Annotated in this window: 17 protein-coding genes; 6 read left to right on the top strand and 11 right to left on the bottom strand. The window is 62.4% G+C overall.

Translation table 11 applies throughout. The annotated features are described in order from the left end of the window. The 5 genes from ACKWJN_RS16280 to ACKWJN_RS16260 form a co-directional block, all read right to left on the bottom strand. Complete coding sequence (locus ACKWJN_RS16280) at positions 1–531, bottom strand: TRAP transporter small permease (RefSeq protein ID WP_408598652.1); 531 nt, start codon at positions 529–531, stop codon at positions 1–3. 7 nt (positions 532–538) lie between these two features. After that, entirely contained in the window at positions 539–1,564 is a 1,026-nt protein-coding gene (locus ACKWJN_RS16275) for a TRAP transporter substrate-binding protein (RefSeq protein WP_408598650.1), read from the bottom strand. 127 nt (positions 1,565–1,691) lie between these two features. Continuing rightward, positions 1,692–3,299: an indolepyruvate oxidoreductase subunit beta family protein gene (locus ACKWJN_RS16270; protein ID WP_408598648.1), complete on the bottom strand. Its 1,608-nt coding sequence runs from the start codon at positions 3,297–3,299 to the stop codon at positions 1,692–1,694. Positions 3,300–3,308: 9 nt separating this feature from the next. After that, positions 3,309–5,516: a thiamine pyrophosphate-dependent enzyme gene (locus tag ACKWJN_RS16265; protein WP_408598647.1), complete on the bottom strand. Its 2,208-nt coding sequence runs from the start codon at positions 5,514–5,516 to the stop codon at positions 3,309–3,311. A gap of 120 nt (positions 5,517–5,636) precedes the next feature. Continuing rightward, positions 5,637–6,542, bottom strand: coding sequence for a LysR substrate-binding domain-containing protein (locus ACKWJN_RS16260; protein ID WP_408598646.1), 906 nt, complete (start codon positions 6,540–6,542; stop codon positions 5,637–5,639). 116 nt (positions 6,543–6,658) lie between these two features. On the opposite strand from ACKWJN_RS16260, the gene ACKWJN_RS16255 reads away from it, so the two are divergent. The 3 genes from ACKWJN_RS16255 (at position 6,659) to ACKWJN_RS16245 (ending at position 10,322) form a co-directional block, all read left to right on the top strand. Next, positions 6,659–7,855 (top strand): acyl-CoA dehydrogenase, encoded by a 1,197-nt coding sequence (locus tag ACKWJN_RS16255; RefSeq protein ID WP_408598645.1) that lies wholly within the window; start codon positions 6,659–6,661, stop codon positions 7,853–7,855. Positions 7,856–7,954: 99 nt separating this feature from the next. Then, positions 7,955–9,193, top strand: coding sequence for an ATP-binding protein (locus ACKWJN_RS16250; RefSeq protein WP_408598643.1), 1,239 nt, complete (start codon positions 7,955–7,957; stop codon positions 9,191–9,193). A 121-nt stretch (positions 9,194–9,314) separates the two neighbouring features. Further along, entirely contained in the window at positions 9,315–10,322 is a 1,008-nt protein-coding gene (locus ACKWJN_RS16245; RefSeq protein ID WP_408598641.1) for a tripartite tricarboxylate transporter substrate-binding protein, read from the top strand. On the opposite strand, the gene ACKWJN_RS16240 is transcribed toward ACKWJN_RS16245, so the two are convergent. Then, a complete protein-coding gene (locus ACKWJN_RS16240; protein ID WP_408598640.1) occupies positions 10,319–11,224 on the bottom strand; it encodes a DMT family transporter in 906 nt (301 codons plus the stop codon). The two genes, ACKWJN_RS16245 and ACKWJN_RS16240, sit on opposite strands and share 4 nt — an antisense overlap. Positions 11,225–11,239: 15 nt before the next feature. On the opposite strand from ACKWJN_RS16240, the gene ACKWJN_RS16235 reads away from it, so the two are divergent. From ACKWJN_RS16235 to ACKWJN_RS16225, 3 genes are all read left to right on the top strand, one after another. Beyond that, a complete protein-coding gene (locus tag ACKWJN_RS16235; RefSeq protein WP_408598638.1) occupies positions 11,240–12,838 on the top strand; it encodes an alkaline phosphatase D family protein in 1,599 nt (532 codons plus the stop codon). 105 nt (positions 12,839–12,943) lie between these two features. Further along, positions 12,944–13,558: a YiiX/YebB-like N1pC/P60 family cysteine hydrolase gene (locus ACKWJN_RS16230; protein ID WP_408598636.1), complete on the top strand. Its 615-nt coding sequence runs from the start codon at positions 12,944–12,946 to the stop codon at positions 13,556–13,558. A gap of 77 nt (positions 13,559–13,635) precedes the next feature. Then, positions 13,636–14,214 carry an amino acid synthesis family protein gene (locus tag ACKWJN_RS16225; RefSeq protein ID WP_408598634.1) on the top strand — a complete coding sequence of 193 codons (579 nt, stop codon included), beginning with the start codon at positions 13,636–13,638 and terminating at the stop codon, positions 14,212–14,214. A 60-nt stretch (positions 14,215–14,274) separates the two neighbouring features. Here ACKWJN_RS16225 and ACKWJN_RS16220 read toward each other — a convergent pair whose 3' ends face one another. From ACKWJN_RS16220 to ACKWJN_RS16200, 5 genes are all read right to left on the bottom strand, one after another. Next, positions 14,275–17,937 carry a molybdopterin cofactor-binding domain-containing protein gene (locus ACKWJN_RS16220; protein ID WP_408598632.1) on the bottom strand — a complete coding sequence of 1,221 codons (3,663 nt, stop codon included), beginning with the start codon at positions 17,935–17,937 and terminating at the stop codon, positions 14,275–14,277. Then, positions 17,934–18,407 carry a (2Fe-2S)-binding protein gene (locus ACKWJN_RS16215; RefSeq protein ID WP_408598630.1) on the bottom strand — a complete coding sequence of 158 codons (474 nt, stop codon included), beginning with the start codon at positions 18,405–18,407 and terminating at the stop codon, positions 17,934–17,936. The genes ACKWJN_RS16220 and ACKWJN_RS16215 overlap by 4 nt, the downstream gene beginning before the upstream one ends. Positions 18,408–18,423: 16 nt before the next feature. Then, entirely contained in the window at positions 18,424–19,161 is a 738-nt protein-coding gene (locus ACKWJN_RS16210; protein ID WP_408598628.1) for an ABC transporter ATP-binding protein, read from the bottom strand. Continuing rightward, entirely contained in the window at positions 19,158–19,925 is a 768-nt protein-coding gene (locus ACKWJN_RS16205) for an ABC transporter ATP-binding protein (protein WP_408598626.1), read from the bottom strand. The genes ACKWJN_RS16210 and ACKWJN_RS16205 overlap by 4 nt, the downstream gene beginning before the upstream one ends. Further along, positions 19,922–20,698, bottom strand: a 777-nt coding sequence (locus ACKWJN_RS16200; RefSeq protein WP_408598624.1) for a branched-chain amino acid ABC transporter permease, incomplete at its 5' end; no start/stop codon positions are given. The genes ACKWJN_RS16200 and ACKWJN_RS16205, both read right to left, overlap by 4 nt.

Raw genomic sequence — 20,698 nt, 5'->3', positions numbered from 1 at the left:
TCACTCGTTGGTTTTGATTTCGGGGTGATCTTCCAGCGCTTCGGGCTGCATGATCAGCCGCCAGGTGCGGATGCCAATCAGCAGCACCGCACACACATCACCCATCCATGCCACGGCAAAGAAGGGCCAGGTGGGCAGGTTCAGGTCGTAGGTGAGCACGTTGTCGCGCATCGTCACGGCCACTTTGTCGAACAGCATGATGGTTTGCACCGTCACCACAAACAACAGCACCAGGGTGGCAAACACGTCGATGAAGCGGCGCATGCGCGGGCTCGCGCCGGTCCACAGCAAGTCCACCGTGATGTGGCTGCCACGGTAGCTGGTGGCGGCAATGCCCCAAAAGATCAAGATGCCCAGCAGCATGCGACCGAAGTCGTAGCTGTCGGGGATCGAGGTGTCAAAGAACTTGCGCAGCACCACCGCAATGAAGATGTTGGCCGCCACAATGCCGACAAACAAGGCGGCCATCCACTCGATGGCATCGATGATGCGATCGAACGGACTCTTGGCTTTCTCAGTCAAACCCGTCATGCCGCAATCACAGGCCCGACTTGTACTTGGCCAGCGATTGCTTGAAGGCCGACATCACCGCCACCGGGTCTTGTCCTGCCTTTTTCACGTCGTTGGCCCACTGCACTTCCACCGGGGCCACGGCTTGTTTCCAAGCGCTGAGTTGGTCGGGGGTGAGTTTGTAGACCTCGCGGCTGGGGTCGGCGGCCAGTTTGACGCGACCCGAAAGTTCAAAATCGGCCCACGCACTGCCCACCTTCTCGGCCCACTCGCTGGTGCAGTGGCTGTCCACCGCTTTCTTTTGGTTGGCCGACAAGGCGTTGTACTTGTCGTTGTTCATCACCCACACGAAAGGCGTGGCGTACAGCGGCACATCCATGTGGTACTTCACCACCTTGTCGATGCCAAACAGCATCACCGAACCCCAGGGGAAGGTGATGGCCTCTGCCACACCGCGCTCGAGCATGTCGCGTGACTCGGGTGCCGAGGCTTGCACGTTGGTGCCACCCAAGAGCGTGATCATTTGGCCCACCGTCGAGGTGGCGGGACGCACCTTCATGCTTTTGATGTCGGTGGGCAGCACGATTTTTTTGCGCGAGTGAAAGGCGCCCGGGTCATGCGCGAAGGCAAAGCAAAAGTGCACGTCTTTCATTTCTTTGGCCGCGTAGGCGCGGTACCACGCGTCAATCGCAGCCGAGCCCGCTTTGGCGTTGCTGATCATGAAGGGCAGTGAGGCGGCTGCAAAGACGGGGAAACGCCCCGGCTGGTAACCAGGGTTCACGTAAGAAAAATCGGCGATGCCATCGCGCGCCATGTCGTAGTGGTCAAACGCTTTGCCCAGTTGCTCTGACGGAAACATGGTGGCGGTGAGTGTGCCGCCAGAGGCCGCTTTCAAGCTCTCGCCCCACGCCACCAAGGCCGGGTTGAGCGCGTGCTGTGCCGGCACCCAGCTGGCGAACTTCAAGGCCACGGGTTTGTCTTGCGCTTGGGCGGCGCCCAAACTCAAAGCCAGGGCAGCGGTGGTGAGCAGGGTGCGGGGAAGTGAGAGTGACATGGACAGGTCTCGCAATGAAATGGGGAGAAGTTGAAATCAAAGCCACCACAGCGCAAGAGACGCGTGGCGGGGTGAGGGCTTATTTGTAATCGCTCACGCCCCCGCTGACTACGGGTGTTTCCCCCTGTCAACCTTTGTCTGCGTGAGGTGCGCGCACGCGTGGCATCCAGCGGATGGGTTGCGCGCGTACCTCGCGTGCCGGTGCGCCGTGCGCACGCAAGGTCAGGTCCAGGGCCTGGCCGGCTTCGTCGCGCAAGGCGGCTTCGCGCGCTTGGTCAATCGCCTGCGCGCGGGCTTGTGGCGAGTCAAACACGGCACCGTGTGCCAGGTGGCGCACGATGTGCAACAGGTTGTCGCGCCCGCGGGTGTGGGTGCTGCCATAGCCTTTGATCAGACGGCCGCACTGCGCCAATGCCAGCCCCAAAGCCGGGTGCGCGCGTGCGCCTGCCTCGACAGCAGCCAGCCACTCGGTGATCAGCGCTTGTTCTTGCGCGTAGCGGTGACCAAAGCGTCGCAAGCCGCGCAAGCTGCTCAAGAACCGCAGCAGCAGCAAGCCACCCACGGTGTGCGTGCCCACCTTGATGGGCAGACCCAGTGGCGCTTTGCCTGCGGCCACACGGCGTTGTTCCCAGGCCATCAAACGTTCGGCCAAGGCATTGGGCAACAGACCTGCAAATTCCGGCACGCCGGGTTTGAAGTGGTCGTACAGCTTGACCACATCGTCGGCTTTGGCTTTCACCTCATCGCGCACGCGTTGCAGGCGCGAGGCGCGGCTTTTCAAATCGGCCACGCGCACGATGTCGTCAAACGCCATCCACAAGGCCAACCAACGCGCCGCCTCTTCGGTGGCACGGCTTTGCCCATGCGCGCCCGCTTGTTCGGCCGTCCAGACGGCTTGCAAACGTTGCACATACAAGGCCGCATAGTCTGTGCCTTGGTAGTCCATCAAACGGGCGTGGCCCAAGCGCAGCATGGTGTGCACGGCGGCTGGAAACAAAGCCGCCACGCCCTCTGGCAGCGCTGGCGCATCCGCGGCGCTCCCTGTGGGGTCAGCCACAGGCGCCAGCACGGCATCGACATAGCGCGACTGGGTGCGTTGCTGTTGCACGGCGTCCAGCCCCAAGGCAAAGCCGCGCAAGCTGGCCTGCTGGCTGGCGTTGCCCGTGGCGTGGCCGTCCAAAATGGCGGCCTCGTAATCGGCGCGCTGCATGGGCAGCACACCGCTGGCAGCGATGCAGCCCAGCATGGTGGCGCTCACCACGGTGCCGGCTTGGCGGGTCAACGCGGCCATGTCGAGCACATGGCTGGTGCGGCTGTGCTGTTGCAGCAACTGCACCAAGGCCGCGTCGTCTAAGCGGCCATCGCCGAGTTGCATTTTTTCTTGCGTGGTCAAGGCCCGGTTGCTGGCGCTGACCACACAGGTGCGGTCCGCCGAGCACAGGCCCAGCGCGGTTTGCCTGGCGGTTTCCAGCAACTCCGACGACACCAGCAAGTCCAAGCGGCCGGGCAAGGGGTTGAGGCCAAACACCGGGCGTTGCCCGCCCAAGGCGCGGCTGTGGGTGGGAAACACTTCCAGGTAATAGGTGGTGGCGCCGGTGCGTTGGGCCACGCCCGGCACCGAGGTGGCTTGGGCCGGGTAGCCCGCGTGACGCGCCGCGTCCACCAGCCAGTCGGCCAGCACACCGCCGCCTTCACCGCCCAGGGCGCACAACAAAATCGAAATCGGTTGGGTCATGTCAGTCTTTCATGCCTGTTGCAGCGCGCGGACCAGCCCCGCCCGCCATGTGGCCAGCAAACGCTCCCACACGCCTGGGTTTTGCACCACCTCGGCCCGGTAGAACGAGGGGCACAGCGTGGCCGCATGTGCGTTCTCGCCACACAAACCGCAGCCCACGCAGCCGTCGATCACGGTGGCCACTGGGTCGACCTTCAAGGGGTCGGGGTTGTCTTTCAGGGTCAGCGTGGGGCAGCCGGAGAGGCGAATGCAGGCATGGTCACCGTTGCACACGTCCTCGTCCACGCCGTACTTCACGCGTTGCACCCGCTCGCCTTGCTTCAGCAAACTGGCGATCCAGGGCTTGATGCGGCGTTGCCGCTCCAGTTGGCATTCGCCTTCGGCCACGATCACCTTGAGGCCGGTGAAGTCCGAGGTGAAGGCCTCCACCAAGGTCTCGCGCACCTTGGCCACTTCGTAGGTGTGCACGGTGCGCAGCCATTGCACGCCCAGGCCTTGCAGGGTGCGCTCAATGGTTTGGTTGGTGTGCGCCAGGCTTTGCCATTTGTCGGCGGCGGCGAGTTTGGCGGCGTCGTCTGGGGTGGAAATGATGTCTTGCGTGCCCGTGGCCGAGGTGTAGCCATTTTTAAAAATCAGCAACACCGCGTCGCCCCCGTTGAAGAGCGCACTTTGAACCCCGGTGAGCAAACCGTTGTGCCAGAAGCCACCGTCACCCATGATGGAAAGCACGCGCCGTTGCATCGACGGCGACACACCGGCCCGGCTGGCCAGGCTCATGCCGTAACCCAAAATCGTGTGGCCAGTAGAAAACGGCTCAAACGTGCCCAGCGCGTGGCAGCCAATGTCAGCCGACACATGCACCGCGCCGATGTCTTGTTGCGCCAACTTGATGGCCGAAAACACGGGCCGTTCTGGGCAGCCAATGCAAAACCCGGGCGGGCGTGGCGGCAGGGTTTGGCCCTGGGCTTGCAGCGCCTGCGCCACATCGGCGCGGCGTGCTTGGTTGCCTTGCAGCCACGCCTGCACACCCGACGTGGCGGTGGCTGTGGCGTCGGTTGCGCTGGCGGCAGACGCTGGGTCCACGGACACCGTCACATAACGGTTCACAAACTGCAGCAGGCCTTGCGCCATCACCTCGGCGGTGTATTCGCCGCCTTGGGGCAACACGTCTTTGCCGTGCAAGGGGGTTTGCAGGTCACGGCGGCGCAGCAAGGTGGCCACTTCTTGTTCGATGTATTCGGGTTGACCTTCTTCCATCAGCAACACGCCACGCTTGCCTTGGCAGAAGTTGGCAATTTGATCGGGCAGCAAAGGGCAGGTCACGTTGAGCACCAACAGGGGAATGCGGCTGTTGCCAAAGGCGTCGGCCAAGTCGAACTGCTGCAAAGCGCGGATCAAGGTGTTGTAGAGGCCGCCTTGCACGATGATCCCCAAGTCGCGGTGCTCGCCGTCAAAGTGCTCGTTCAGGCCATGCGCCTCGATGTAGGCGCGTGCGGCCGGAATGCGTTCTTGGTGCTTGAGCTTTTCTTGGCCAAACGTCACCGGTGGATGGGCCAGGCGGCTGTAGTCGAACTTGGCGGGCTCAGCCAGCAGGTGCAACGCCGACTGCGCGGGTGCTTGGTTGTCTTTGGCCACAAAGCTGCCGCGCACATGGCAGGCGCGGATGCGCAACTCCATCAAGGTGGGCATGTTCGACGCTTCGGAGAGCCGAAAGCCGTGCTCCACCATGTCGACCATGCGGCTCAGATCGGGACGTGGGTCCAGCAAGACCATGCCAGACTTGAGTGCGTAGGCGTGGGTGCGCTCTTGAATCACCGACGCGCCTTCGCCATAGTCTTCGCCCACCACAATCAGCACGCCGCCTTTGACACCCGGTGACGACAAATTGCTCAGCGCGTCCGCCGCCACATTGGTGCCGACGATGGACTTCCAGGTCACGGCCCCGCGCAAGGGGTAGTGGATCGAGGCGCCCAACATGGCCGCTGCCGAGGCTTCGTTGGCACAGGCCTCGACATGCACGCCGAGCTCTTGCATGTAGTCCTTGGCTTGCACCATCACATCCAGCAAGTGCGATACCGGTGCGCCTTGGTAGCCGCCCACATAGGCCACGCCCGATTGCAGCAGCGCTTTGGTGATGGCCAAGATGCCTTCCCCATGAAAGGTCTCGCCCGCGCCCATGCGCAGCATTTCCACCTCTTTGCTGAATGAAACTTCCATGGTTTGTCTCCTGTGGTGTGTGCAGTGTCAGGGGTTGCGGGCTTGGGCTTTGCCGCCTGGAGTCTAGTGGGGGACACGCTGCGCTTCCTTGTCAGGGGCGACACGCCTAACGCCTTGTGTTCAGCCAGGCGCGTGCGCCTGTTGCTGCACCCAAACCCTGAACCGCGTCAGCACCTCGGGTTCTGGGCCCACATCGGGCGTGATCAGGTAGTAACCGCGTGTCCCGCGCAAGGCCTTGGGGCAGGCCACCACCAATTCGCCGCGTGCCAACTCACCCGCAATCAAGAGCCGAGGCATCAAGGCCACACCCAGGTGGTGGGTGGCGGCCACCGCCAGCATGGAAAACAACTCATAGCGTGGCCCACCCAGGGCATTGGGCGCGCTCACGCCCATGGCGTCAAACCACTGGCGCCAACCTTCGGGCCGCGTGCTTTGTTGCAGCAGCGGCAGTTGTGCCAGGGCTTTGGGGGTCAAGCTGGCGCGCCCGTCCATGAGTCGGGGGCTGCACACCGGCACCACGTCTTCGTCCAGCAGTTTGTCGGCACGCGTGCCGGGCCAGTTGCGCACTTGTTCGGGCGTGCCGGTGTAGAGCGCGGCATCGAAGGCGGTGTCGGCAAACAAAAACGGCCGTGTGCGGGTGTCGATGTGCACCGTGATGTCGGGGTGATGCTGGGCCAGGGTGGCCAGACGCGGAATCAGCCAATGGGTGGCAAAGGTGGGCACGGCAGCCAAGGTGAGGTGGCCGCCGGTGCCCTGGCGCGTCATGGTGTCGAGGGTGTCGCGCTCCAGGCCATCCAAGCGCTGCGCCACTTGGCGGGCGTAATCCACCCCTGCTGGCGTGAGTGCCACACCGTGGCGGGTGCGGCGAAACAGCTTCAACCCTAAAAAGTCTTCTAACAGCGTGACTTGGCGTGACACCGCACTTTGTGTCAACACCAGCTCTTGCGCAGCCCGCGTGTAGCTCTCATGACGAGCGGCGGCGTCGAAACACAACAGCGCTTGGGTAGAGGGTATTTTGCGGCGCATCAGAGTTTCAGATATCAGAGTTGAGCATAACTGGATGTTAAATCACCGTTTCTGTCGGGAGCCCGGGGCATTTAAGATCACCCCCAACCTTTATTCAGACACACAGGAGATCTCTCATGGCCCACGCCGCTTTCAATTGGCAAGACCCGTTTTTGCTGGACCAACAACTCACCGACGAAGAACGCATGATCCGCGAAGCGGCAGCGGCGTACTGCCAAGACAAGTTGCAGCCCCGGGTGCTCAATGCGTTTCGCAATGAAAAAACCGACATCGAGATTTTTCGCGAGATGGGTGAGTTGGGTTTGTTGGGCCCCACCATCCCCACCGAGTACGGTGGCCCTGGCCTGAACTACGTGGCCTATGGCTTGATTGCCCGTGAGGTGGAGCGTGTGGACTCGGGCTACCGCTCCATGATGAGCGTGCAGTCGTCCTTGGTGATGGTGCCGATCAACGATTTCGGCACCGAAGAGCAAAAACAGAAATACCTGCCCAAGCTGGCCACCGGCGAGTGGATCGGTTGCTTTGGCCTGACCGAGCCCGACCACGGCTCGGACCCCGCCAGCATGGCCACCCGCGCCAAGAAAGTGGCGGGCGGCTACCAGCTCAAGGGCAACAAGATGTGGATCTCCAACAGCCCCATCGCCGATGTGTTTGTGGTGTGGGCCAAAGAGGTCAGCGAAGGCGGTCAAGTCGGCCCCATCCGCGGCTTCATTTTGGAAAAAGGCATGAAGGGCTTGAGCGCCCCGGCCATCCACGGCAAGGTGGGCTTGCGTGCCTCGATCACCGGTGAAATCGTGATGGACGGCGTGTTTGTGCCCGAAGAAAACGCCTTCCCCGAAGTGCAAGGCTTGAAAGGCCCGTTCACCTGCTTGAACAGCGCGCGCTACGGCATTGCCTGGGGTGCTTTGGGTGCCGCCGAAGACTGCTGGCACCGCGCCCGCCAGTACACCTTGGACCGTCAACAGTTTGGCCGCCCCTTGGCCGCCAACCAGTTGATCCAAAAGAAACTGGCCGACATGCAAACCGAAATCGCGCTGGGTCTGCAAGGCTGCTTGCGCCTGGGGCGCATGAAGGACGAAGGCACGGCCAGCGTGGAAATCACCTCCATCTTGAAGCGCAACTCGTGCGGCAAAGCCTTGGACATTGCCCGCATGGCGCGCGACATGATGGGTGGCAACGGCATCAGCGACGAGTTTGGTGTGGCCCGCCACCTGGTCAACCTTGAGGTGGTCAACACCTATGAGGGCACGCACGACATCCACGCCCTCATCTTGGGCCGTGCGCAAACCGGCATCGCGGCATTTGCCAACTGAAAAAGCCTTGTGAAGGCGCTCCTTCGCAGGCCTTGACCACCCGTGAGCGGATGAAAATCAACCACTGAGTGGATGATTTTCATCCAATACAATGGCGCCATGCACATCCGACATCTGGCGCCACTCTTGGCAGATAGCCTGTCCGACTCCCCTGTGGTCGTCATCAATGGCGCACGTCAAAGTGGCAAAAGCACTTTGGCGCAAAGTTTGTCTTTGGACGGCGTCGCGCCGCGCCGCTACATGACCTTGGATGACGCCGTGGTCTTGAATGCCGTCAAGTCAGACCCTGCAGGATTCATCCATGGCCTGCAAGGGCCTGTCACACTTGGCGAGGTCCAGCGCGCGCCAGAACTCTTTTTGCCGATCAAAGCGGCGGTGGACCGCGACCGTCAGCCCGGCCGCTTCTTGTTGACGGGTTCTGCGGATGTGATGTTGCTGCCCGGCATGGCCGACTCTCTGGCTGGACGCATGGCGGTGTTGACTTTGTGGCCGTTGTCTAGCGCCGAAGTCTGCGACAGTGCTGAGCGCAACCGGGCCGACACCTTGTTTGCAGGTGACTTGTCCAACACGCAACTCACGCCAAGCGACAAGTCGGAACTGATGGGGCAATGGCTGGGCGGCGGGTTTCCAGATGCGCTCACCAGAACCAGCACATCACGCCGCGCCGCCTGGTTTGATGCGTATGTGCAAGCCATTTTGCAACGCGACATACGCGAGTTGGCCAACATCGAACAACTGACAGAGATTCCAAATTTGCTGCATTTGTTGGCCACACGCAGTGCCACCTTGCTCAACTTTGCCGAGCTGTCTCGCACCGCAGGCATTGCACAAACGTCGCTCAAACGCTACTTTGCTTTGCTTGAAATGTTGTTTTTGGTGGTGCGTCTGCCCTCGTGGCAGCGCAACCCTGGCAAGCGATGGGTCAAAGCGCCCAAGGTGTTTTTGCCTGACAGCGGACTGCTGTGTCATCTCATGGCGATGACGCAAGAGCGTCTCACCGCGCAACCGAACTTACAGGGCCGGGTGGTGGAAACCTGGGTGCTGTCTGAATTGCTCAAGCATGTGGCTTTTTCAGCCATGGGGTTGACGTTGTGGCACTACCGGACCCAAACCAACATGGAAGTGGACTTCATTTTGGAAAATCGCATGGGTGAAATTTGCGGCATCGAAGTCAAGGCCAGCACCACGGTCGACGGCAAAGATTTCAAAGGTTTGCGCCATTTGCAAGAAACAGAGCCTGCTATTTTTAGACGCGGCATCGTGTTGTATGCCGGACGAGAACTGGTGCCGTTTGGCGACAGCCTGTGGGCCGTGCCGATGTCGTTCTGGTCGGCGTGAGCTCAGAGCAAGAGGACTTGGAGCCCTAGAACAAGCCGGGACATGGGTGTTGTCCCGGTGTCGCTTTTCTCGGCATGCGTTTAACGTCGGCCTCTAGACAAACAAGATCTGGAGCCCCTTCTTGACCGACTTCAAAGCCACCCCTCTCAATCGCCGCCAAACCTTGCAAGGCCTGGCGGCCTCGCTGACCAGTTTGGCCGCACCCGCGTTCATCAGCCAAGAGGCCCAGGCGCAAGACAAATTCCCCAGCAAGCCCATCAGTCTGATCGTGCCTTGGCCCGCAGGCGGGCCCAGCGACGCTGTGTTGCGTGCATTTGCCGAAAGTGCTGGCCGTGCCTTGGGCGTGGCCGTGGTGCCCGACAACAAACCGGGCGCCGGTGGAATTTTGGGGGCCTCTGCCATGGTGAGCGCCAAACCCGATGGCTACACCATCACCCAATTGCCGTTGGGCATTTACCGCTTGCCCCACATGCAAAAAACCAACTTTGACCCGATCAAAGACATCACCCACATCGCGTGCTTGACGGGCTACACCTTCTGCTTGGCTGCATCCATGGATGCGCCGTTCAAAACCCTGCAAGAGATGGTGGCCTATGCCAAAGCCAACCCCGGCAAGTTGGAATACGCACACACCGGCACCGGCACCACGCCCCATCTGGCAATGGAAGAGTTCAGCCAAAAAGCGGGCATGGTGCTCAACCCCATCCCCTACAAAGGCGCGGCCGAAATTGTGCAGGCGGTCTTGGGAGGCCACGTGCGCTTGATGAGCAGCACCACCGAAATCTTGCCGCTGGTGCGCGAGGGCAAGCTGCGCTTTTTGGCCACCTTGGGCAGCAAACGCACCAAGGCGTTTCCCGAGGTGCCCACCGTCAAAGAGAGCGGCTGGGACACCATTTCTGAGTCGCCCTTTGGCATTGGCGGCCCCAAAGGCATGGACCCGGCGGTGGTGCGCGTGCTGCACGACGCGTTCAAGAAAACCTTGGACGACCCCAAGGTGATCGAAACCCTTGATCGCTTTCACCAACCGGCGATTTACATGAGCAGCGAGGACTACACCAAGTACGCCTTGCGCACGTTCGAGGCCGAGCGCGCCACGGTCGACCGCTTAGGGCTGGCCAAGAAAACCTAGGCCTTGGGCCTGCGGTTGACCAGCACAATCCCCACGGCCACACCGCACAAGGCCACCAGCAAACCCGCCGTGATGGGCTCGCCCAGCCACACGGCGCCGGTGATGAGCGCAAACACGGGCGTGAGGAAAACAAACGCGTTCAAGCGCGTGGCTGGGTAATTGCGAAGCAACCACATCCATACCAAATAGCTCATGAAGGCACCCACCACCGTTTGCAAGCCAATGGACAGGTAAGCAAACGTACTCCACGTTTGTGGCCAAGACTCAGCCATCGCCCAAGACGCCAAGGGCAGCACACAGGTGCTCACGCCCACTTGGTAAAACAAGGCTTTTTCGGCGCTCAAGGTGGACAAGCCCGTGCTGCGCACCACCACGGTGGTGATGCCCCACAACATCCCTGCCGCCAGGGCCACGGCGTCGCCGAACCATGGCCAGTCGGCCTCGCTGGTGCTGGCAGCCCCGCCATCTTTGAGGGCCAGTCCCATCGAGACAAATGCCAAGCCCAGCCCCAGCCATTGGGTCCAGCCCAAGCGCTCGCTGCTGACACGCAAGGGCAACAGCAGCGCCACCCAAAAAGGCGCAGCATACAAAAACAGCGTCAGGCGCGTGGCCGTGGTGTGCTGCAAACCCAAGTAGATGCAGATGAACTCGCCACAAAACAACAGTCCCGCCACCAAGCCCGGGCGCAAGCTGGCATCGTGCGCAAACAAAGGAATCTTGCGCACTCGACACCACAACCACAGCAAGGCCGTGGCTCCGGCAAACCGCACCGCGGCTTGCAGCATGGGGGGCACCTCGGCCAGCGTGGCTTTGACCATCACTTGCTGGAAGCCCCAAAACAAACAACAGGCCAGCAACAAGCCAATGGCCAAGGGGTCGAGGTGTGAGCGTCGTGCGTGCATGGGATTGAACTTAACATGGATCACTTTCTCTCTGGGATCAACCCCAACATGCAACGACGCGCATTCAACCAACACCTTCAACGCAGTGCGTTGGCCCTGGCCTTGGCCCCGTGGATGAGCGCTTTGGCCGCACCCAAGACGCGTGACCATGCTTGGCGCACATCGCCTTTTGCCTTGGGGGTGGCCAGCGGTCGTCCACGCGCAGAGTCGGTCGTGTTGTGGACGCGTTTGATCTTGTCCGATGAAGACCGCGCGGTGTTGGGCGACACCACCTTGCGCGTGCAGGTGGAGGTGTTTGCCGACGCAGCGTTGAAACGGCGCGTGCAACACGCCGAGGTGTTGACCGATGCCAGCCGTGGCCACAGCGTGCACCTGCATGTGATCAAGCTGCAACCCGGCACCGACTATTGGTACCGATTTCGCCAGGGCGATGCACACAGTGCCGTGGGCCACACCCGCACGGCACCGGCCCTCAATGCCGATGTGCGCCAGTTGCGCATCGCACTCGCCTCATGCCAGCACTACGAGCAAGGCCAGTATGTGGCGCACCAAGAGATCGCCCAGCAGCCGCTGGACTTTGTGTTGTTTGTCGGCGACTACATCTACGAAAGCAGCAACCCGCAATATGCCTTGCGCAAGCACAGCGGACCCGAGCCCAAAACCTTGCCGCAGTACCGCGAGCGCTACGCGCAATACAAACGCGACCCGATGCTGCAAGCCGCACATGCGGCACACCCCTGGGTGTTGATGTGGGATGACCACGAAGTAGTCAACGACTACGCCAACGACCAAGACCGCAACTACACCGACCCGCAACAGTTTTTGTTGCGCCGCGCGGCGGCTTACCAAGCCTACTTTGAACACCAGCCCGTGTTGCTGGGGCCTGATGCGAACAGTCCGCAAGGGGCCTCGATGCGCTTGTATGACCAACTCAGTTGGGGTCAGCTGGCCGATGTGTGGACCCTGGACTGCCGCCAATACCGCAGCCCCCAGGCCTGCCCAGACCCGGTGCGCGGTGGCGGACGCATGGTCACCCAGTGCGAGGCCTTGGACGACCCACAACGCAGCATGTTGGGCGCAGCGCAAGAGCGGTGGTTGGGCCAAACCTTGAGCACCTCCACCCGCACCTGGAAGTTGCTGGGGCAAGCCACCATGATTGCCCCCACCAGCATTCCTGCGCCGGTGGGGCGTGCCACGTACACCGATGCCTGGGATGGTTACCCGCAAGCACGCCAGCGGCTGCTGCAAACCGTGGTCGACGCGCGTTTGCAAAACGTGGTGACCTTGGGCGGCGATGTCCACATGAACGTGGCGAGCAACTTACGCTTGTTGCCCAACGACCCGCTCTCGCCCATCGTGGCCAGTGAGTTTGTCACCACCTCCATCACCTCCCGTGGCATGGGCGACAACATGCTGGCCGTCATCAAAGCCAGCAATTCGGATGTGGTGCATGCACGCGCCGATGAGCGCGGGTACAGCTTGATCACCGTCACGCCTGAGCGTGTGCGTTGTGATTTCAGAACCACCGCATTTCCGGCAGGCAGCGAAGCGGGCATGAAGACGCAAGCCAGTTTTGTGGTCCACAAAAACAAGGCCGGCGTGCAAAGTTTGTGATACCCAGGGCATCCCTGTCTCAGCGCCTCTTTTTATAAAGACGCCGTAACAGGGTGCCCATCCACGCTCGTGTGGACGCCTTCTGTTGCAAGAAGGAGGTGTCCCATGGCCCAATTTCCCCAACTCAACACCCGCGCCTACGATGACGCGCGCCAAGACATCCGCAACGGCGATGTGCTCATGGCCAGTGGTTCGTACATGTTTTCTAAGCTGATTCAAAAAGCCACCAACTCCTGCTGGAGCCATGTGGCCTTTGTCATGCGGCTCGACGAGATTGACCGCGTGATGGTGTTGGAGAGCATCGAAGGCAAAGGCGTGCGCACCGTGCCGCTGAGCGAGTATGTGAAGAACTTCGAAGGTACAGGCCAGGGCTACCAAGGACGTTTGGCCATTGCACGCCATCAAAACTTTGCGGCCCAAGCCACACCCGCCAAATTACGCGCCATGGCGCAGTTTGCGGTGGATCGCTTTGCACGGCCTTATGACGAAGAAGAAATCGCCCGCATCACGGCGCGCATCGTGGGCGCGTTCATCGGTTTCAAGAAAGGCGAGATCAAGCGCAACGAGGAATACATCTGCTCCGAATACGTGTTCGAGTGCTACAAGCAATTGGGTTTGAACATTGCCTATGACAAGCGAGGCTTTGTGGCCCCCGCTGACTTTGCCAACGACGCCAACATGCGTTTGCTGTGGGAGTTGGATGTCGCGCGCTTGCCTTGAGGCGGTGCGCAATCTGCAAAAATGCAGCCACGCGACGCCACCCAGCGTCATCCTCCACTGACCGAGAAAGCTCCTCCATGTCGTTGATCGAAATTCGCAAGCGCTGCCTGATCGTTGAAACCACCTACCACGAGGGTGGCCCAGTGGTGGACAAGCCCCTCAAGCTGGCTGCCGCGTGCGCTGTCATTCGCAACCCCTATGCCGGTCGTTACGAACCTGACCTGATGCCCTTCATGGCCGAGTTGCGCAGCTTGGGCACCTTGCTGGCGCAAGAGCTGGTGGACACCTTGGGCAAAGACAACATCGAGGTCTACAGCAAAGCCGCCATCGTGGGTGTCAACGGCGAGATGGAACATGGCGCGGTGTGGCACGAAGCTGGGGGCTGGGCCATGCGCTCGCTGTTGGGTGACCCCAAGTCGATGGTGCCTGCGGTCAAGGCCGTGGCCAATGCGGGCTACCGCATGATGGTGCCCGTGCACTACATCCACGCATCGTATGTGCGCAGCCACTTCAACAGCATCGAGGTCGGCATTCAAGATGCGCCGCGCCCCAACGAAATCTTGTTTGCCTTGGTCATGGGCACGGGTGGTCGCGTGCATTCGCGCCTGGGCGGCTTGCTCAAAGAAAACGTGTCGGTGCACGACGGTCAGCGCTGAACCTCGTCACGTTTCATGCGCACGGCCACCCTCGGGTGGCCGTTTGTTTTGGTGTCTGCCTCAGCGTCCGCGCACCCGCGCCACTGCTTCCGGCAGGTTTTGCCAGGCCGGTTGTTGGGGCGCATAGCGGGCGCGCATCCAACCCACCAATTCGGCAATTTGTGCGTTGTTCAGGCTGTGCGCAAAGCCAGGCATGAAGCCAATGTCGCGTGAGGCTGGGCGTTGCACGCCCTCCAAGATGACCCGAATCAAGTTGTCAGGTCGCTCGCTGTGCAGGTTGGTGTTGAGCGCCAAAGGTTGGTTCAAGCCCAGCAGTTGCGGGCCGTCGCCATCGTGGTGGCAGCTGCTGCAACTGCCTTCGAATTGGCGTTGCGCGGCATTGGGGGCAGGTGCCTTGGCGGCAGCGGTTTGAATCAAGCGGCTGGCTTGGGCTGCCAAGGCCGCCGTGTCGGTCACGGGGTTGAGGCTGCTCAGGTACACCGCCATGGCGCGCAGGTCGGCATCGGGCACCACGGCCAGCTCACGCACCACCTCGCCCATGGGGCCGGCGGCCATGCCGTGTTCTGGGCTGTGGCCACGGCGCAAATACTGGAACAAGGCGTCCTCGGTCCACGGCACGGGGCTGCGGTTGAGGGCGGTCAGTGCGGGCGCTTCCCAGCCGTCGACCATGGCGCCTTGCAGGTAGGCGGTTTGTGACTTTTCAGCACCCAGCCAGCCTCGTGGTGTGTGACAACCTCCGCAGTGGCCCAAGCCGTTGACCAACTCAGCACCACGGTTCCAGGCTTCAGACTGTTGGGGGTTGGCGGTGTATGGCGTTTCGGTGTGGAACAGCGCATTCCACAAGCCCATCAAAGGCCGCACGCTGAACGGAAACGCCAACTGGGTGCTCGGCGGGCGGGACGCCACGGCAGGTTGCGACATCAGGTAGGCGTACAAAGCCATCATGTCGTCGTCGCGCATCTGTGCGAAGGCGGTGTAGGGGAATGCGGGGTAGAGCCGATGCCCGTCGCGTGACACGCCTTCGCGCATGGCGCGTTCAAACGCGCGGTATGACCAAGCACCGATGCCACTCTCGCGGTTGGTGGTGAGGTTAGTGGTGTAGACGGTGCCAAACGGTGTGGCCATGGCGCGGCCACCCGCGTTGCGTTCACCGTCTTCGGTGGTGTGACAACCCGCGCAATTGCCCAGGGCCGCCACTTGTTGGCCGCGTGCCAACATGCTGGCGCTGAAAGGCGAGGTGTCGAGCGGGCCCACCAGCGGCAAGCTGCTGCGCCAACCCAGCAAAGCGGCGCTCACGGTGAACACCCCCAGCCCCAAAGAGGCCAGCTGTCCCCAGCGGCGACGCCATGCCGACGCCACGCCCGGTTGGCGGCTGCGCGGCGTGCGTCGAGCCCAGCCCGACTTGGAGGGTGTGACGGTGTCGGCAGGCGGCGTGGGCGGTGGTGTGTGGCCCAAGGGGTGCAAGGCGGCGCGTACCACTTCGGGTGTGAACGGCGGGTTGCGAAAGCGAATGCCGGTGGCATCAAAAATGGCGTTGGCAATGGCGGCGGTGCCCGGCACCGAGGACGACTCGCCCGCACCCAGTGACGGCTCGCCCGGACGCGGCATGTGCATCACCTCAATCACAGGCACTTCGCGGAAACTCAAAATCGGGTAGCTGCCCCACTCTTGGCTGGTCACGCTGCCGGTCTGTGGGTCCACTTGCACTTGCTCTTTGAGGGCGCGGCTGGTGGTTTGCACCACGTTCCCATGGACCTGGTGTTGCACGCCTTGCGGGTTGACCATCAAGCCCGCATCGTGGCCCACCACCACGCGCTTCACATGCACTTCGCCGGTGTGTTGGTGCACCTCCACATCGGCCACCCAGGCGGCCCACGCCGCACCAAAGCCCGGCCATTTGCTGTGGATGTAGCGCGCATAGGCAAAGCCTTGGCCTTGCAACCAGTCGCCCTGGGCCGGTTGTTGCTGTGGCAGGCGGTGTGGCTTCCAGTGGGCGCGCTCGGCGGTGGCTTGCACCAGCTCATGGGCACGCGGGTCTTGCAAGATGCGCAAGCGGTAATCCACCGGGTCGACCTTGGCTGCGCTGGCCAGCTCGTCAATGAAGCTCTCGTGCGCAAACGAGTTGGGCAGGGCCGACACACCGCGCAGCCACGAGGCACGCAAGATGGCGGGCATGTCGTTGACGGTCACGCGCAAGTTGTCGTACGCGTAGGGCGGGCGTGCGGTGCGGTCGCCCATCTCATACGCACGCGACACCGGGTCGAGCGTGCGCGTCAGCAACAGGGCCAAGGTAGGCGCGCCGTTCGATGGGTAGGCGGTTTGAAAGTCATAGGCCGCAGGCGTGCCGTCGGCCTTCAAGCCACCGCGCACTTGCATGAGTTGTGCCGCGCCCTTGGGCTCCCAGGCATGCTCTTGCTCGCGCGTGAGTTGCACCCGCACCGGCGCGCGCACGGCTTTGGACAGCAAGGCCGCATCCGCCGCCACGTCGTCGGCCCCGTTGCGGCCATAGCAACCGGCGGCTTCCATGCGCACCACGTCTACTGCGGTGTCGGCCAGGCCCATCAGCAGCGCCAGATCGGCACGCAGCACATGCGGGTTTTGGCTGCCGGCCCAGACCCGCAGTTGGGTCTGGGGTGCGTCAGGGTCACCGTCTTGCATCCACGCGGCCACGGCACACGAGGGGCCGATGGAGGCGTGCATTTGGTAGGGCCAAACATAGGTGCGGTCCAAGGTGTGGGCTGCATCGTGCAAGGCTTGGTCCACCGCGCCTTCGTTGACCAGCTCACGTGGCGTGCTGGGGTTGTTGCGCAAGGCTTGTTCGGTGTCGTCCAGGCCACGCATGCCGGGCCACGGCTTCCAGTGCACCACCAGTTCGCGCAGCGCTTGTTCGGCGTGTTCTTCACGTTCGGCCACGATGCCCACAAAGTCGCGTTGCGTCACCACGGCCCGGATGCCGGGAATGTGCGCGATCGACTGTGCGTCTACCCGCTCCAAGGTGTTGCCCACAAAGTCGCCGCTGTCAGCGCCCGCGTAAGGCGGGCGCACCACACGGCCATGCAACATGCCGGGCAAGCGCATGTCGTGCACAAAAATTTGCTCCCCGGTGGCTTTGGCCAGCAGGTCCACCCGAGGCAAGCTGCTGCCCACCAGCCGGTAGTCGTCGGGCGATTTGACCGATGTGTTGGGGTCCAGCATCAAGGTCGTGTGCTGTTCGCGCACCCAGTCGCCGATGTCGGCCTGTCGCGCGGGCCCGTGCAGCACGCCGTCGCGCAGTTGCACTTGGCTGGGGGCCACTTGCCAGCGGTGCGCGGCTTGTGCCAGCAGCCATTGCCGCGCTTGTGCCGACGCCAAACGCAAAGGCTGGGCATGAATCTGCAATGACGTGCTGGCAATGGTGGCGCCTTGGTTGGGCGCGGCGGCGGTGCTGCCCATCACCAGGTGCACCCGCTGTGGTGGCACGTCCAGCTCTTCGGCCACCACTTGCGTGAGCGCGGTGCGCAAGCCCGTGCCCAAGTCCACATGGCCGTGCAAGGCGGTCACGCTGCCGTCGTCCCATACGGCCAGCAAAATCTCCACCCCTTCGGCGGGGTTGCCCGCCACCAACGCGGGTTGACCTGGCGCAGCTGGCGGTGCGGCGGGCGGGTCGCGCACCACCAGCAGCACGCCTTGGGCCTGGTGTAAGTCGGCGCGTGAACGCACCTGTTGGGCGCGCAGCGTGCTCATGCGGGGTGGGCCATCAACGAGGCGGCGCGGCGCACCGCATCCATGATTTCGAGGTGCGCGCCGCAGCGACACAAATTGCCAGCCAGGGCTTGGCGAATTTGGGCGTCGCTGGGTTGCGGCGTGTGGGCCAACAAGGCGACGGTCATCATCACCATGCCGTTCAAGCAATAGCCGCACTGGGCGGCTTGCGCGTCGATGAAGGCTTGCTGCACCGCATGCAACTTCTGCGCATGGCCCAGCCCTTCCAGCGTGGTGATGGCGCGGTCTTGCACCTCACAGGCCGGGATCACACAAGCCCGTGCCGCCACGCCGTCCACCAGCACCGTGCACGCGCCGCACTCGCCCAACCCGCAGCCAAACTTGGGGCCATTGAGCCCCAGGTCGTTGCGCAAGGCGTTCAGCAAGGTGGTGTGCCGCGTCAGCGGCAGGTGGTGCGATGCACCGTTGACAGACAGATGGACGGGTTGCATGGTGTGAGGTGTCGCGTCAGACGCTCAGGTAGTTGCGGCGAATTTCGTCGTCGTCCACCAGCGCCGCCATCGGAGCTTCGTGGCAAATTTGCCCTTTTTCCAGCACGTAGGCGCGGTCCGACACCCACTGCGCAAAGTGCAGGTTTTGTTCAGACAACAAAATGCTCACGCCCTCGGCTTTGAGTGCCAAGATCATGTCGGCCATTTGCTCCACGATCACCGGGGCCACGCCCTCAGACGGTTCGTCCAGCAACACCAGCAAGGGGTTGCCCATCAAGGTGCGCGCCACGGTGAGCATTTGCTGCTCCCCGCCGCTCATGCGGCCCGCGGAGCGGTCTTGCATTTCACCGAGGTTGGGGAACAGCTTGAACAGCTTCTCGTGCGTCCAGTAAGGCGCGGGCGTGCCATCGGGAAAGTGGCGTGCGGCCTGTCGGCCCACGCTCAGGTTTTCCAGCACCGTGAGTTCGCTGAACACGCGGCGGTCTTCCGGCACAAAGCCCAAGCCTTGGCGGGCCACTTGGTAGGGCTCGGCGTGCGAGATGTCGTGGTTCAAAAACGCCACGCGGCCGCTGCGTTTGGGCACGAGCCCCATGATGGCTTTGAGGGTGGTGGACTTGCCTGCGCCGTTGCGCCCCATCAGGGCCACCACTTCGCCGCGTCCGACGTGCAGGTCCACATCGAACAAGATGTGCGCGGCACCGTACCAGGCGTTGAGGCCTTGCGCTTGCAGCAAGGTGTTGGGGCTGGTGTTCATGCCGGTTCTTTTCGTTCAAAGGTTTTGCCGCTGCCAAAGTACACCTCTTGCACCTTGGGGTGGTCGCGAATCTCTTGCGCCTGGCCTTCGGCAATCAAGCGCCCACGGGCCAGCACGATGATGCGGTCGGCAAAGCCAAACACCACATCCATGCTGTGCTCGGTGAACAGCACGGCCATGCCGCGTTGTGTCACCAGCTCACGGGTCAAGGCCATCAGTTTGTTGCGCTCGGACGGTGCCATGCCGGCGGTGGGCTCGTCCATCAACAGCAAGCGCGGTTGGTTGGCCATGGCAATGGCCAGCTCCAGGCGCTTGACATCGCCATAGGCGAGTTCGCTGCACGGCCGGTCGGCTTGTTCAACCAGGCCCACTTGGGCCAGCAAGGCCAAGGCGTCGGCACGGCGGTACAAGGTGGCACGCCGCCACACGGCAAACAAACGCGCGTCGTCAGACAGCAAGGCCATTTGCACGTTCTCGGCCACGGTGAGGGAACTGAAGGTTTCGGCGATCTGGAAGGTGCGGCTCACGCCCATTTGCCACACCTCGCGCGGCTTGCGCCCGACCAAGCTGTGACCGTCCAGCGTGATGCTGCCGCTGTCAGGTTGCAACTGGCCGTTGAGCATGTTGAACGTGGTGGACTTGCCCGCGCCGTTGGGGCCGATGAGCGCCAACAACTCACCGGGTGCGAGGCTGAAGCTGATGTCGTCCACCGCCCGGTTGCCACCAAACGATTTGCCCAGCCCTTGAACGTGAAGCAGGCTCATAAGGCGCTCCTTTGACGCGGCGTGCGTGTGTGTAATTTGCTGCTGACAAAACCTGCCAAGCCCTGTGGGAAGACCATCACCAACAGCAAGATGGTGCCGCCCAAGACGGCGCGCCAATAGTCGGTGCTGCGGGCGATGGTGTCTTGCAGACCGGTGAAGGTGATGGCGCCCACCAGCGGGCCCACCACGGTTTGCACGCCGCCGAGCAAGACCATGACCAAACCATCGACCGACTTGGACACACCCAAGGCGTCGGGCGAAATACTGCCTTTGGAGAAGGCAAACAAAGCGCCCGCCAAACCGGCAAAGGCCGCCGCCACCACAAAGCCCGCCCACTGCAAACCTTTCACGTTCATGCCAATGGCTTCGGCGCGCAGCACCGAGTCACGGCTGGCCCGCAAGGCATAGCCAAACGGCGCAAACAGCATGCGCCGCAGGGCGTACACGCTCAAGCCGCACAAGGCGAGCGTGAGGTAGTAGTACATGCGCTTGTCGGCCAGCCAGGGGCTGGGCCACACGCCGGTGAGCCCGTTGCTGCCACCGGTGAAGTTGTCCCACTGGAAGCAAATCGACCACAAGATTTGGCCAAAGGCCAAGGTCAACATGGCCAGGTACACGCCCGACAGGCGCACACAGAACCAGCCAAACACAGCCGCCGCCACGGCGGTGAGCAGCGGTGCACACACCAAGGTCAACTCCATGGGCATGTTCGCGCGCAAAGCCAGCAAGGCGGCCACATAAGCCCCCAACCCAAAGTAAGCGGCGTGACCAAA

Source organism: Limnohabitans sp. (assembly GCF_046052825.1).
Classification (GTDB): domain Bacteria; phylum Pseudomonadota; class Gammaproteobacteria; order Burkholderiales; family Burkholderiaceae_C; genus Limnohabitans.
Note: the sequence above shows the minus strand (reverse complement) of the source record. Positions and strands in the feature narration are given on the sequence as shown.

Excerpts from the sequence above, each read along its gene's own strand:
- ACKWJN_RS16235 (WP_408598638.1), top strand. The coding sequence starts at position 11,240 with ATGGATCACTTTCTCTCTGGGATCAACCCCAACATGCAACGACGCGCA.
- ACKWJN_RS16215 (WP_408598630.1), bottom strand. The coding sequence starts at position 18,407 with ATGCAACCCGTCCATCTGTCTGTCAACGGTGCATCGCACCACCTGCCG.
- ACKWJN_RS16270 (WP_408598648.1), bottom strand. The coding sequence starts at position 3,299 with ATGACCCAACCGATTTCGATTTTGTTGTGCGCCCTGGGCGGTGAAGGC.
- ACKWJN_RS16205 (WP_408598626.1), bottom strand. The coding sequence starts at position 19,925 with ATGAGCCTGCTTCACGTTCAAGGGCTGGGCAAATCGTTTGGTGGCAAC.
- ACKWJN_RS16220 (WP_408598632.1), bottom strand. The coding sequence starts at position 17,937 with ATGAGCACGCTGCGCGCCCAACAGGTGCGTTCACGCGCCGACTTACAC.
- ACKWJN_RS16240 (WP_408598640.1), bottom strand. The coding sequence starts at position 11,224 with ATGCACGCACGACGCTCACACCTCGACCCCTTGGCCATTGGCTTGTTG.
- ACKWJN_RS16265 (WP_408598647.1), bottom strand. The coding sequence starts at position 5,516 with ATGGAAGTTTCATTCAGCAAAGAGGTGGAAATGCTGCGCATGGGCGCG.
- ACKWJN_RS16225 (WP_408598634.1), top strand. The coding sequence starts at position 13,636 with ATGTCGTTGATCGAAATTCGCAAGCGCTGCCTGATCGTTGAAACCACC.
- ACKWJN_RS16275 (WP_408598650.1), bottom strand. The coding sequence starts at position 1,564 with ATGTCACTCTCACTTCCCCGCACCCTGCTCACCACCGCTGCCCTGGCT.
- ACKWJN_RS16260 (WP_408598646.1), bottom strand. The coding sequence starts at position 6,542 with ATGCGCCGCAAAATACCCTCTACCCAAGCGCTGTTGTGTTTCGACGCC.
- ACKWJN_RS16255 (WP_408598645.1), top strand. The coding sequence starts at position 6,659 with ATGGCCCACGCCGCTTTCAATTGGCAAGACCCGTTTTTGCTGGACCAA.
- ACKWJN_RS16250 (WP_408598643.1), top strand. The coding sequence starts at position 7,955 with ATGCACATCCGACATCTGGCGCCACTCTTGGCAGATAGCCTGTCCGAC.
- ACKWJN_RS16280 (WP_408598652.1), bottom strand. The coding sequence starts at position 531 with ATGACGGGTTTGACTGAGAAAGCCAAGAGTCCGTTCGATCGCATCATC.
- ACKWJN_RS16210 (WP_408598628.1), bottom strand. The coding sequence starts at position 19,161 with ATGAACACCAGCCCCAACACCTTGCTGCAAGCGCAAGGCCTCAACGCC.
- ACKWJN_RS16230 (WP_408598636.1), top strand. The coding sequence starts at position 12,944 with ATGGCCCAATTTCCCCAACTCAACACCCGCGCCTACGATGACGCGCGC.